General features: G+C 38.2%; 18 protein-coding genes. 7 read left to right on the forward strand and 11 right to left on the reverse strand.

Features of this window, described 5'->3' with window-relative positions; translation table 11 throughout:
• The first annotated feature begins 18 nt into the window (after positions 1–18).
• The 6 genes from NMK93_RS09575 (at position 19) to NMK93_RS09600 (ending at position 5273) form a co-directional block, all read left to right on the forward strand.
• A complete protein-coding gene (locus tag NMK93_RS09575) occupies positions 19–1968 on the forward strand; it encodes a GDSL-type esterase/lipase family protein (protein ID WP_254526995.1) in 1950 nt (649 codons plus the stop codon).
• Between the two features lie 764 nt (positions 1969–2732).
• Positions 2733–3182, forward strand: coding sequence for a lysozyme (locus NMK93_RS09580; protein ID WP_254526996.1), 450 nt, complete (start codon positions 2733–2735; stop codon positions 3180–3182).
• 7 nt (positions 3183–3189) lie between these two features.
• Positions 3190–3528, forward strand: coding sequence for a hypothetical protein (locus NMK93_RS09585; protein WP_185216172.1), 339 nt, complete (start codon positions 3190–3192; stop codon positions 3526–3528).
• 160 nt (positions 3529–3688) lie between these two features.
• On the forward strand, positions 3689–4219 hold the full coding sequence (locus NMK93_RS09590) for a hypothetical protein (RefSeq protein WP_254526997.1): 531 nt from the start codon (positions 3689–3691) through the stop codon (positions 4217–4219).
• A 66-nt stretch (positions 4220–4285) separates the two neighbouring features.
• On the forward strand, positions 4286–4465 hold the full coding sequence (locus tag NMK93_RS09595) for a hypothetical protein (protein WP_254526998.1): 180 nt from the start codon (positions 4286–4288) through the stop codon (positions 4463–4465).
• Positions 4466–5015: 550 nt separating this feature from the next.
• Positions 5016–5273, forward strand: coding sequence for a hypothetical protein (locus NMK93_RS09600; RefSeq protein ID WP_254526999.1), 258 nt, complete (start codon positions 5016–5018; stop codon positions 5271–5273).
• 412 nt (positions 5274–5685) lie between these two features.
• Here NMK93_RS09600 and NMK93_RS09605 read toward each other — a convergent pair whose 3' ends face one another.
• The 3 genes from NMK93_RS09605 to NMK93_RS09615 all read right to left on the reverse strand — a co-directional run bounded on the left by NMK93_RS09605 (position 5686) and on the right by NMK93_RS09615 (position 6606).
• Positions 5686–5931 carry a hypothetical protein gene (locus NMK93_RS09605; protein ID WP_254527000.1) on the reverse strand — a complete coding sequence of 82 codons (246 nt, stop codon included), beginning with the start codon at positions 5929–5931 and terminating at the stop codon, positions 5686–5688.
• A gap of 22 nt (positions 5932–5953) precedes the next feature.
• Entirely contained in the window at positions 5954–6217 is a 264-nt protein-coding gene (locus NMK93_RS09610) for a hypothetical protein (protein WP_254527001.1), read from the reverse strand.
• A 101-nt stretch (positions 6218–6318) separates the two neighbouring features.
• Positions 6319–6606 carry a GIY-YIG nuclease family protein gene (locus NMK93_RS09615; protein ID WP_254527002.1) on the reverse strand — a complete coding sequence of 96 codons (288 nt, stop codon included), beginning with the start codon at positions 6604–6606 and terminating at the stop codon, positions 6319–6321.
• 107 nt (positions 6607–6713) lie between these two features.
• Here NMK93_RS09615 and NMK93_RS09620 point away from each other — a divergent pair, with 107 nt between their 5' ends.
• Complete coding sequence (locus NMK93_RS09620) at positions 6714–7205, forward strand: hypothetical protein (protein ID WP_254527003.1); 492 nt, start codon at positions 6714–6716, stop codon at positions 7203–7205.
• A 358-nt stretch (positions 7206–7563) separates the two neighbouring features.
• Here NMK93_RS09620 and NMK93_RS09625 read toward each other — a convergent pair whose 3' ends face one another.
• The 8 genes from NMK93_RS09625 to NMK93_RS09655 are packed head-to-tail and all read right to left on the reverse strand — an operon-like array spanning position 7564 to position 12157.
• Positions 7564–7914 carry a helix-turn-helix domain-containing protein gene (locus NMK93_RS09625; RefSeq protein WP_185216180.1) on the reverse strand — a complete coding sequence of 117 codons (351 nt, stop codon included), beginning with the start codon at positions 7912–7914 and terminating at the stop codon, positions 7564–7566.
• A complete protein-coding gene (locus tag NMK93_RS09630) occupies positions 7911–10436 on the reverse strand; it encodes a DNA methyltransferase (RefSeq protein ID WP_254527004.1) in 2526 nt (841 codons plus the stop codon). Before NMK93_RS09630 ends, NMK93_RS09625 begins: the two co-directional genes overlap by 4 nt.
• Positions 10433–10603 carry a hypothetical protein gene (locus NMK93_RS09635; protein ID WP_254527005.1) on the reverse strand — a complete coding sequence of 57 codons (171 nt, stop codon included), beginning with the start codon at positions 10601–10603 and terminating at the stop codon, positions 10433–10435. Before NMK93_RS09635 ends, NMK93_RS09630 begins: the two co-directional genes overlap by 4 nt.
• Positions 10600–10959, reverse strand: coding sequence for a hypothetical protein (locus tag NMK93_RS09640; RefSeq protein ID WP_254527006.1), 360 nt, complete (start codon positions 10957–10959; stop codon positions 10600–10602). Before NMK93_RS09640 ends, NMK93_RS09635 begins: the two co-directional genes overlap by 4 nt.
• Positions 10940–11239 carry a hypothetical protein gene (locus NMK93_RS09645; RefSeq protein ID WP_254527007.1) on the reverse strand — a complete coding sequence of 100 codons (300 nt, stop codon included), beginning with the start codon at positions 11237–11239 and terminating at the stop codon, positions 10940–10942. The genes NMK93_RS09640 and NMK93_RS09645 overlap by 20 nt, the downstream gene beginning before the upstream one ends.
• Positions 11227–11352, reverse strand: a complete 126-nt coding sequence (locus NMK93_RS19735; RefSeq protein ID WP_302328295.1) for a hypothetical protein — start codon at positions 11350–11352, stop codon at positions 11227–11229. Before NMK93_RS19735 ends, NMK93_RS09645 begins: the two co-directional genes overlap by 13 nt.
• Positions 11352–11939 carry a hypothetical protein gene (locus NMK93_RS09650; RefSeq protein ID WP_254527008.1) on the reverse strand — a complete coding sequence of 196 codons (588 nt, stop codon included), beginning with the start codon at positions 11937–11939 and terminating at the stop codon, positions 11352–11354. Before NMK93_RS09650 ends, NMK93_RS19735 begins: the two co-directional genes overlap by 1 nt.
• Positions 11936–12157 carry a hypothetical protein gene (locus NMK93_RS09655; RefSeq protein WP_254527009.1) on the reverse strand — a complete coding sequence of 74 codons (222 nt, stop codon included), beginning with the start codon at positions 12155–12157 and terminating at the stop codon, positions 11936–11938. The genes NMK93_RS09650 and NMK93_RS09655 overlap by 4 nt, the downstream gene beginning before the upstream one ends.
• Positions 12158–12160 lie beyond the last annotated feature (3 nt).

Below are 12160 nucleotides of genomic sequence, written 5' to 3' on the forward strand. Positions count from 1 at the left end.
GATTTAAAATAAATTAGTATGGCAGGTGAAGAGGATAAAGTGAAGTTCCCCTTTGGAATGGGGATAGCGGAAGTCATAAAAGGAGAAGATTGGTTTTTGATGGCCGATGAAAACGGTGAAGCATTAGCATCACAATGGAACAAGGCCAAAGAGTTTTTGAACATTACCGGTATAGAACTAGAACCCCTAGTAGGAGGAGACAGCTCTGCTACTGCCCTTGTCGTGGCCAATGGTCCTGCAGGAGAACAGAGAACAGCAGAAGTATCTAGCGGTAAATGGTATGACTTCGGTAGTGGTCCTGTAGAGGCCAGTGCTGACAGACGTTGGAAATCCTATTGGAGCGGAACTTCTTGGGTCCTGAAGGACATGGGGGCGTTGCCGGACTCACTTGCTGACGGCGATGTGTTGCCCGGAAACAAAAAGGCTCCTGACGGAAATAAGATTTACAACAAAAGGGCGTCCAAGAGAACGGAACTTATGGCCGATGATTTTTCTAAGGCTTTCGTTTCTAAGCCTGTCGCCAAGGAGGTTGTGGGATCTAGGTTCGATAACGGCTATTATATCGGATCGACAGGGGAGTTTGTCTATGATCCAGCATATAAGACCGGACCTTTCCAAAAATATGTGGGGCCAGACCCTTTAATGTACAAAGGCGAGATAGATGGCCTTAAACCTGCTGTTGTCGGGTTTGATCAAGACTTCAATTATCTTGGAGTTGTCAGCGGACCGTTGGTATCAAACTCTGTTTATACAAATGTTCCTGTAACCTTACCGGGCGTGGTATATGTTAGGCCATCATTCAAGACCAACGGGAACGAATCTTTTATCGTACCCACTTCTGAATACGCTTTCAATATCACCATCAAGAACCCTCAGCTGTTCAATAAGTCCGCTGTTGTTACCGAGGCAATGAAGCAATTCGGGGTTATGGAGAATAGGTATATATCAAATACCACAGGGGCATTGAATACGTCTAATGGTTGGTACACGGCTTATGTTCCACTTACAAACTACAAATACCCACGTATATATGTAACAGGCGTAACCACTTTTGCAGAGAACAAATGGGGAAGGTTCATTGATTCAAGCGGAGCGTTGATCTCTTTCGGGAGCTATGCAGACCTTTCGACCATTGGTCTTGCAGTACCTTCAAATGCCATAGCCTTTGAGGTTACTGTCAAGCACGCCAACGATCCGATGAAGGTCATGGATTCAATCATGATATCCTTTGACAAGAGTCCATATGAAAGTTTCAGGTCAAATCCGGCAACCATTGGAGCCGTAATGAACATCCCATTGTCGGGAAATGTGGATACAGGCATTAAGCAGTCACCTGATACATTCATGATTGCTGGAGATTCCCTTGTTAAGCAGGGTGATGGCACCGGCACATATCCTGGATTGCAGGTCCTACTTAAAGAAAAGGTAAACTTTGCCAACTTCTATTCCTTTGGATATCCTGGATCAGCGTTGACGGCTCCAACTGAAGGAACAGGAAGTATAATCCAGAATAGGTCTGCCTGGACAATTGGAGATGTTAATGCACTCCTTTGTGGAACCAATGATTTTAGGTTAAGTCGACCTATCGGAGATTTCCATACTGATTATATTAACGGTACAGGATTAAACTATTTCACTTTTTATGGTGCATTGAGGGTTTATATTGATTATATCAGAACAAGCAAACCACAATCAAGTATTATTTTCATCACACCACCAAATAGAGATAATAGTGGGTATAACACATATACTAAGAATTCAGTTAACAAGACTTTAGTAGATTACTGCATCGCCATGGAATTAGTTGCCGAAAAAGAAGGTATACCCATTATAAGTTCCATCAAGGAAGTTCCCATAACTTTGAGAAGCCTTGGTGTTGATACTTGGGATGGATTGCATTTGAACAGTTCAGGATACGCCAAACTGTTTGCAGAGTTTTATCCAAAGGTTTTAAAGATCATCAGGTAGTAACAAGCCACTATTTCGGTAGGGGCTGATATAAAATAGATAGTGCGGAAACATTCAAAGAAAAAGCCAGTGGATTTCGATATCCACTAGCATTGAAACATAATGTAAGGAACTCCTGGGCTGTTGTTCGGAGAGAGGGCCCAGGTAGAACACTTACCTAGTCAGCGAAAAATTCGCGATGCGTAAACATATAAAATATTATATAAAAATATATCACGGTAATGTGAATGTTGCAAACAGAAAAAAGGCCCAGTCTATGGAAAGACGGGGCCACCTGATATGTAAACCCTTTGAGAGGTCTGCATGTTGCGATGATTAAGATAGGAAATAAAAACAAGAAACCCAACGGACACTACACCATTGGGTTCCAAAAACTACTCATTTACCTATTAGATTATCCAAAGTTAATTGAAATATGGTAAACAAAAAAGCCCAACAGATAAACTGATGGGCCTAGAAAATGAAAAACCTTCTAATTGGGATTGAAGGGTTTTATGAAGGTACATATTAAAAACAAAAAACCCAACAGCGGGAGGGTTGCCATTGGGTCATGAATGTATATAGAATTAAATGTTCTTAAATATAGTGATAATAAAACGAAACCCAATAACTGGAAACGCTATTGGGTCACTATCTAAATTATGGTAAAATTTATGGGGACTTAAAGATAGTGAATAAAAACAAAAAGCCCAACGGGTCGCATTCCATTGGGCCAAACCGAAACTGCTATGAGAACTAACAGTTGTTTAAATATAGGAAAAAAAATGAAAACAGGAGAAAAGGGATTGGCATTGATCAAGAGCTTTGAGGGATTCTATCCCAAGCCTTACAGGGACCCGATTGGTATTCCTACCATTGGATATGGTTTCACATATTATTTGCCTGATAGGCGTAAGGTAACGATGCAGGACAGGCCATTGACGGAACATCAGGCCACATGCATGCTGCAGGAGATCTTGAAGGGGTACGAGAACGATGTAAACAGGCTCGTACGTGTGCAGTTGACACAGGACCAGTTCGATGCCTTGGTGAGCTTTACCTTCAATCTGGGTGCGACAAATCTCAGCAAATCTACACTATTAAAAAAGCTCAATGTAAACCCAAACGATCCTTCAATCCGTGATGAGTTCGCAAAATGGAACAAGGCCGGGGGAAAGGTGTTTGCAGGATTGGTAAGGAGAAGAAAAGCAGAAGCGGATTTATATTTCAGTTAGTAAGGGGATGAATGAGTTAGAAAAAGAGCAACAGTCACAACCAAAAGGTAGCAAACAGCCAACTTTCATGCAGATAGTTAGCCATCCTGTTACCTATGCATTGATGGTTGTGGTGTCGGTATTCTGGTTTGTCCTCTATTGGGTAACCGATAGGGGCGACAGTCAGAACGACAAGATGATCCAGATGCAGGACAGGCTATACCAACAGATGATCGAGGAAGTAAGGAAACAGGTCACACCTGCAGTTGATAGGGTTAACGAAGCCGCCACCAAAGTGGATAGTGCTGCAATCCGTGTTGATAGTGTTGCTCAACAACAAAAACTAAGGAAAGGAGCTAAGAAATGAGGTGGTTTTTATTGATGTTCTTGGTAATAAGCGTAAGCTATCAACCAAAGAGCGAACCTAGCAAAAGGAACGAATTAGCAGAGCCTATTGAAAACATTGTTATCAAACTCGATACGATTTCCAATAAGCTAGACAGTATTTCACAGAAGATAGAACAATTATGAGAATAATTTTAATGGCTATGGCCTGCGCTCTATTGACTGGTTGCGGACTTTTCAAGAAATCAAATAAGATTGATAAAACGCTAACTAGCATAGAGGTGAGTAAAGATGTCAAGGTCAGTACTGATACCAAAAAGGAGCAATTGGACAGATCCAAAACTGATGTCAAATCAAGCGTCCATAGCGATGAAAGCACAAAGGTCTATCCAACTAAGGGAACTGAAGTGAAAATCAATCCTGATGGCTCCATGACGTTCCAAGCTGACAGTATAATCCAAAAGGCAAGAAGGAACAGCAATGAGGCCAAGAATATTGCCAATGATATAAAGAATACATTAGATCAGAAGGCAGACAGTGTCGCTGAAGAAAAGGGAAAGAAAGAAGAAAAGAAGCAGTCCGAGGAAAGGACCAGTACACCGGATAAGGGGGCAATTTTCGTTAATAAGATTGGCTGGTCGGTAGCAATCTTGATTATATTGATTGTCGGTGCTTGGTGGTTTTTTGGGATTGGAAGGAGGAAAAAACATTAAAATCCCCAAAAATGGGAAATTGGTGTTAAACTATTTGGAATGTTTTTTGTTATTTAGATTAAATATATGGAAGGATATACCCACTTAGCAGAATTGTACGGTTTCCGTTGTTGGTATAACGATGAAACTGGAGAAGTCAAAGGAACTAATTGGTTTAATGAAAAAATGATTGATTTATTTATTTGGTTAGACACAACCTTTGATATGAATGATGGCTTCTACATTAAGGTAATTGAGAAGCTCTAAAAAAGAAGCTTACTCATTCTAGGTCATAATTTTCGGCTTCTATAAAACTAGATCATTTTTCTACTTTTTAACGGGGATTTTAAAGGGTCTCCCGTTTGGTCTCCGAATTACTCTACCTTTTACCGTAATCGTCATTCGGAAAATATACTCCTGATTGTCGTCTTTTTTGGAATTATCTAACGCCATTGTCAAATATATTTTTAGTCAGGACTGCCTTTTTCAGCCCTCAATCCCTATTTACTTCTCCCATAGGGAAGGGATTACTCGAATACGATCGAGATTGACCTAAAAAAGCCCCGACCTTCTCGAGTGGTCGAGGCAATTTTTTTACACATGGCCTTTACACAGTTGTTTGATTAAAGGATTTGACAGTGTCTTGGTTAAATAATTCCGAGACAAATGTATTACTAAAAATGAAATTATAAAAAGTTTTATATAAATTATTTAAAAAATTCCTTTTGGTTGACAAAGGACATAATTAAAAATATCCTGTATTTCTTTGTTTTACTAAGCTTAAGAAAGTACCTTTATTCAAAATAATAAATGAATAATGGAAGATAAAGTCGATTTTGTAATTAATCAAGCGGATGGATCGGAATCATTTTTTACTGCATACATAAAAAAAGATGGACATAAATTAGATATCACCCTCACAACTGATACTGGGGTCCGCGAATTCTTCGAAATTATTAAAGAAGATTCAGAAATTATCGTGAATACTTTATCAATGTCTATAAGGTTGCAATCGCATACACCTTTATATAAAAAACTGCTGGAAATTGGAGAAGTTTATTTTCAGCCACTCTAACCAGTGGCTTTTTTATAAATAACCCCAGTTGAAATGCTGAAAACAACTGGGGAATTAACGAAAATTATCATGCAAAAGCATGATCGTTTAAATATACAAAATAAATTCCCCGAGACCATGACGAAACGGGGAATCTAAATTTAGTAAACCACTATATTAATTGCTCTTTTACATCAAACATACGAGATTGATAATAGTTTGGAAAAAAATAATCCCCAGCACCTACGAAAATACCGGGGAAATATCAATACAAAAACCTTGGCTCGTTGAGCCTACTATCCCAATTAACAAACAAAGATTATAATTGTTTAAAAAATGCCGCCTACCTTTATGGGATAGACGGCAATTTTTATGAATATAAATATTACTTGTTTGCAGTGATAAAACAACGGATAATAAAATTTTGTTTTTCCTATTCCATTTTTTTGATCGGTCTATTGCCTTTCTTGAAGTGCACGAACCGTGTATAGAACCAATGCAATGCGCTTGCTTCATCTTCGTTACGGGCGTAGCCTTCTATTTCCTCACGGGATTTATCCATAAGCGTTGCACCTATTTCATTGAGGATAATATCACGAATGTTCCTTGCATCCGTATTCTTTAACGGTTGCTCGCATTCTTTGATTGCCTGGAGTATTTTGTCTATTGTGGATTGCATGGAACAAAGGTAAGTAAAAAGCCTAACGGTAGGTTAGGCTTGTGAATTTTGGTTTAAAATCTTGCCATAGTTCCAAGGCAGTTTTCTGTATTTGAGGTAACCAATCTTCGTTGTTTACTCTTATTCCTTTCTTTTTACCCTTTTCTAAGTAGGTAACAAAAGCATAGTATGACATGTTTTCCTTTGATTTATCGTAGTCATATCTAAAACTATCAAAGTGAAATGTAATTTCAACCTTTAAACGATTGCCATTATCTAATTTGAATATCTTCTCTTTATGTGCCATTATATGCAAAATTAATGATTTCCATTGAAGATTTTTAGCGCCCTTTCAATAGCTTTCTTGGTGTCTTGTTGGCGACCGTATAGCAAAGCCAACTCGGTATATTACGACTTAAATTTCGGCCAAAGGTTGTAGCCAATATCAGGATTATTGGACTGATATTTCCTGATAAGTTCAACTTCAACCTTATTAACTTCTTTAATGTCATCCGTGTAGGATTCCCAAAGTATTTGTTTTCTTATGGTAAAATCCAACATTTGGTCCTCTGTGAAATCAGCAGCAATCAATCTGCTGTTAGCACTGCCGAAATAATTCAAAGTGTTGGTTAGGTCTTTCCCAATGTATATTTTGCCGTTCGGATATGTTATTTTGTAGATTACTTTCTTTTGCATATCCATAAATTTATAGGTAATAACTGATAAAATTTAATCTTTATACTTTTCTAGTTGTAACGTTAATTACATTATATTAGAGTTTTATTTAATCATGTAATTTTCAAATGAGAGTTTTTACTTATATTTTATTTGGGTTGATTTTTTTAGGTATAAACATAAATAAAGCACAATGCCAGAATAATTTTAATTCAAATGGGATTAAAGATCAAAAATTTAACCTTACAGGAACTATTCTTGTTTCTTCGCCGAGTGGTGAAATTTTAACCAAGAGCGAAAACATAAGGTCTATATCATATTTATCGCTAATAAAGTTAGATAAAAACGAAGGATATCTTATTTCAATAAAAAATTCGAAATTGAATATAGATGATGTTTTTAACGTTAAAATAACAGAAAAAGTTGCAGACTTGACAAATCATTTTGATGGCATCAAAGATACATTTGCATACAGTGGTATTTTGACAAATATTGAAAAAAATAGTGAATCGTATGGTTTTATGGCCTCTTTTACCAGTAAAGATGAGAGTAAATTTAATTTATTTACAATTATAATTAGCCATAACAACTATAATGAAGTTATTTCTTTCTTACGATAACCAAATTTCGTGATAATACTTTCATTTCTTATTTAAATTATACCATTGATTTTTAAATAATAGTAGGGGGTATTTAATTCCCCAAGATTGGGGAGGGTGTTAAACATTTAAATTTATGGTCCTCACAGCTATCTGAACATTTAACCAGAGTATCCCATGGACTTATTTCTCCGCTTTCAAATTGCTCCTTGGTATATTTGGGATGCTCTTAATGATGATGCGTAAGATCTCCTATTTTAAATGATTGCCCAACAAATCGGCAGTTGTAGCATTGTTTTCTTTTCTTCATCTGTTCAAACTTATATGTTATCACTTATTTCACTGATAATAGATAATATCACTCTTTCCGGTGTTAACCCTATTTCAATTGTTTTATCAATATTTCTTCCACGCTTGTTGATAGTTTCCTGAACTCACTGTCTACTTGGAATAGATCCTCATGCATGGAAAGGCTGTTTATTACCGTTGCATGGTTTCGGCCGCCAATAAGATCTCCTATCTGCTGTAATGTAAGCTTGGTGTACTTCCTTAGATAGTGGCAGATAAGCGAACGTGCCGTAACAAATTCCCTTAACCGGGATTTGCCCTTAACCTGTTGCAGCGTGATTCCCGTAACCTCGCTGACCGCTTCTATTACTGGTCCCTTGTCCTTATTAAGGAAGGATAGCCTATCGTAGCTATCCAGTCCTAAGTATATTAGTGGGGTCATGAGGCATCCTGTAACATGTCGAATAAAGTCGGTACCGATAGTTTGTACTCCAATGCTTTCAAATAGAATAGACCATCATCATAATAATCTGGATTAAGCTCTGCTGATATCGCTTTACGGCCAAGCTTCAATGATTGATGGGCTGTAGAGAATAATCCGCCAAATGGGTCATCCACCAAGTCACCTTCATTTGTGAAACGATAGATCAATCGATCGATGATATCTAATTGAAGAGGGCAAATATGCTTCTCACGTTTCCTATTCGCCTGATTTGCATTCAGCGTATTCATTCGGTTGATATCAGTCCATACAAGATCATTGCTTGATGTCGGTGGAATGGTCATGAACAATTTGGAAAGCTTTCCAGACCTGTCAAGATCCTCACAAACTCGTAGATGTTCCTGGAAATTGTAAACAGTAGCTCGGTCGAACTCTTTCCATTTGTTGAACACATACTTCATATCGGCTTTGGATAGTTCCTCAAATGACAGGAAACGATCGCCAGAAGATTTCCAATAAGCATGTGCATCCAACTGCCAAAGGCTTAAAAGGTATTCATCTATTTTCTTAACCACAGGATCATCGGCGTAGGCATTGTTCATTTCCGTAGGGGCTTTGCGAAATAATAGAACGTATTCAGGTAATCCAACTCCCATTTTTGTCGCATCCTTGCGCTGTTCGCCCCATGTGAGCCGGTATGTTTGATTATTTTCCCTAACAACATCTGTTGTAATTGTGATTTTCCCTACCAAATAAAATCCATGTTTGCGAAAGCATCTAACTGTATCTCCACTGAAATCATCGATCGTAGTAAAGCAGGTGCCGTTTTGATGGGAATACCGAATACGGTCCTTAACATGGATTGCAGCTATACGGCCAGGCTTTAATGTCCGGTGAAGCTCCGGTACCAGGAAATCCATTTGCTCAAAAAATCCCTCATTTCCGAAATTGTGTCCGAAATCATTGTAATTGTCGCTGTATTCGTAGTGGTCCCCGAATGGGATAGAGGTCAGGATCATGTCACTGTGGTTGTCCGGCATTTCCTGATGTATAATCGTTGTATCCTCATTGTAAACCGTAGCTCCGGCTACAACTGCAGATCTTCTGTTATTAAAAAGTTGACGTTTCATGTCTGATCTAATTTTATTGGTATTCAATCCGTATTCACGGACCAGATTTATCATTTCCGTTTGAAGTTCGATATGGTTACCCCATTTCTCTTTCAAGGCTTTTAATACTTCCCTTTCATTTTGGGTGTGGATGATGTAGACGTTGACCTCATTAGTCTGCCCAAATCTGTAAGTCCTATGGATGGCTTGAATGAAATCATTGAATTTGTAGTCTATACCTACGAAAATCATGTTATTGCAATGGTGCTGTAAGTTACATCCTGATCCGGCTATCTTAGGTTTGGTAGATAGGATCTGATATTTCCCTTCGGAGAAATCTATCAATAGCCTTTCTTTCTCATCATTGGATTGAGATCCGTAAACCGATTGCAGATCATCATGGAGTGAAACCGTTTTGAATTTCCTTTCTATGGCCATACGTTCACTTTCCAGGTGATGCCAAAGAATCCAGTTTGAATAAGGTCCATTCTGTTGAACAATATCAAAGGCTTTATCAACCCGTAGACTTACGCTCTCAGATTTCTCACGACTAACATCAACCAGACTTTTTGTTGTGTCCTTGAATAATACGATATCACCTTTCTTATTTTGGATAACATCATCGGTCAAATTTTGGACCTCGATCTCATGTATGTTCAATTTCGGTAGGTCATATCCGATATCATCAAATCCCAGATCACTTGGTTTATTGATAAAAACAGCCCATGTTGCTACCCATTTCCAAAACTCCTCCTTCTTGTTTTCGTAAAGAGTTAGATGACCAGCTTTGGTACTATCTCTTTGGAAGAATCTTGTTAATGCGTGACCTCGATCGATTACTCCAAGATAGTCTGCATAATTAAGAATCTCTATGAAATCATTTGGCGTTGGCGTAGCAGTTGCAACGAACCGGTAAGGGATCTGTTTGAAATACTGCAGAACATAATTCGTTGTCTCTGTTTTAAGGTTGCGCAGAATGGATGCTTCATCGAATGACACGCCGCCAAACATCAAAGGATCTATATCGCCTTTCCTTACCCGTTCGTAATTCGTGAGATATATCTTCTTATCGTATTTGATGCTATCCGTCGTTTCTGTGATATATTCAACCTCAAATCCGGTATTTAGAAAATCATTATCCCTTTTAAACTCACCAACTACGGCCAGGGGCATGCAGATCAGGAAAGGTTTACCGGTGATCTCAATAACCTGTTTTGCAATTTCAAGCTGCATCATAGATTTACCAAGTCCGAAACTTGCGAATATTGCCCTACGCCCACCTTCGATACACCATGGTACGATTACCTTCTGATGTGGTAGAAGCTTATCGGATAACCTGGATGGATCTATCTTGGTACCGAAGTTTTCGGCAATTACAATCTTGCTTTCTAAAAATTCTTTATAATTTTTCATCCCTCAAATATTTTAATCTGCTTATTCGGTTTGTTCAATTGCTCCTCGGCTTTGATTGCTTCGAGTTTCTTCCTTGCTAGTCCGATTACTTCGAGCATCTGATCGTGATTCAAACCATTCTCCTGGAGATAGGCTATTATCATATCTGCTTGTTCTTGGATGGTCATCCCTCTTGCCCTCCATCTTGGGTGTGGATATTGCCGAGCAAAGAGCCTTTAACAGCCTGTAATATCTCTTCGTAAAGCTGTGATTTTAGGTTACAAGGCTTACCGAAAATATCTTTGTATCGTTCAAATACATAGGTATCAAAATCGTCCTGAGTCAATCCTTCGCCATCGTTGGCGTCTTCTAAGAAAATACCTGCAAGTCTTTGACAATCCATATGAGATTTCCATGTATAGCCTTCTCCACCATCCACATTGAATGACGTATGATAATTTTCACCTTTATTAATTTTCAATCCACAGAAATTGCAGACATGGTCTTTATTTGCTTTGACTACTTTATTCGATAGTGTTTCCATTTGTGTTTGATTTTAAGTGGTTGTATTTGGTTAATAATGTATCAACTTCATTACGCTTATCGCTACCTAAGTAACCTTTAACATCTTCCAACATCTCAACAAGCTCCGCATTATGCTCTTGAAGATCCTGTGTTTGGGATTGACTTTCATCCAATTGATATTTCAAAACAGCTATTCTAATATCTTTATCTGACATCGTTACGCTCATTTCTGCCATACAGGAATAACCGTTTGCTAATGCTACTTTTCCAAGCAGTTCTTTTGTTGTTAATCTTTCCATTTTGTTGTGTGTTTATGTGCATACTCCTTTGATATCTGTAGCATTTCTTCCTTTTCTTCTGGTGTCAATCGAATACCGAAAAACATCCTGATATTTTTAAGTAGCTTTTTCATTATGCAGATAGGTTTTTAAATTTCTTTTCTTCTGATTCCTTCCATGCTGATCGGATTTCCTCGTTGCTCCTTGGATCATCAAGCTCCACGAACTTTATAGTATTCTTGGAATCGTACATAGGTACAGAGCGCATGGCTTTGGGCTGTTTGGTTTGGAATATCTTTTCGTTCTTCTGTAGCTTGACATGTCCCTTTTGCATCGATGGTTTATCGATAGGTTCCGTTACCTTGGTTTTTATCCTTGTATTGGGCCTTGACTTCAACTTTGGATCTGCCTTTTGCCTTATCATCTTGAACTTTCCTTTTTCAGGGTGTTTCTGAAGCAACTGGTTCACGTATCTAGTGGTTATGCCGTATTTAATACCTACTTCAATTGATGTCATCGTAAGTCTGTCAATTGCCATTTGATCGTACATCTTCCTCTTTTCAGAAGAAGCACGGTCCGCAACCCCAATTATCCTCCGGATTATTGACCTTACACTGTTGTAGTTTATACCGGTTTCTTTGGTTATTTCAATAGGGGACTTTCCTGATCTTGACAGATAGACTATCATGTCTATTTCTTCGGTTGTGAATTTCTTTTTCATGATTCCTCCTTAACTGCTTTTAGAACTCTTTGGAAAACATCGTTTTCACATTCGTATTCCTCAATGAGAATTCCGTAAATACTTTCCTTTTTTGATCTTCCTGTTATCCATAGGAAGAAATAGGCACTATGCCAACCAAAGGCTTTTATCCTTCCTTCCATAGTTATTAATTCACCATCTTCATTAATGGCTGAATAATGGGTTATGAATGTTTTCATCTG

Source organism: Sphingobacterium sp. LZ7M1 (assembly GCF_024296865.1).
Taxonomy (GTDB): Bacteria; Bacteroidota; Bacteroidia; order Sphingobacteriales; family Sphingobacteriaceae; genus Sphingobacterium.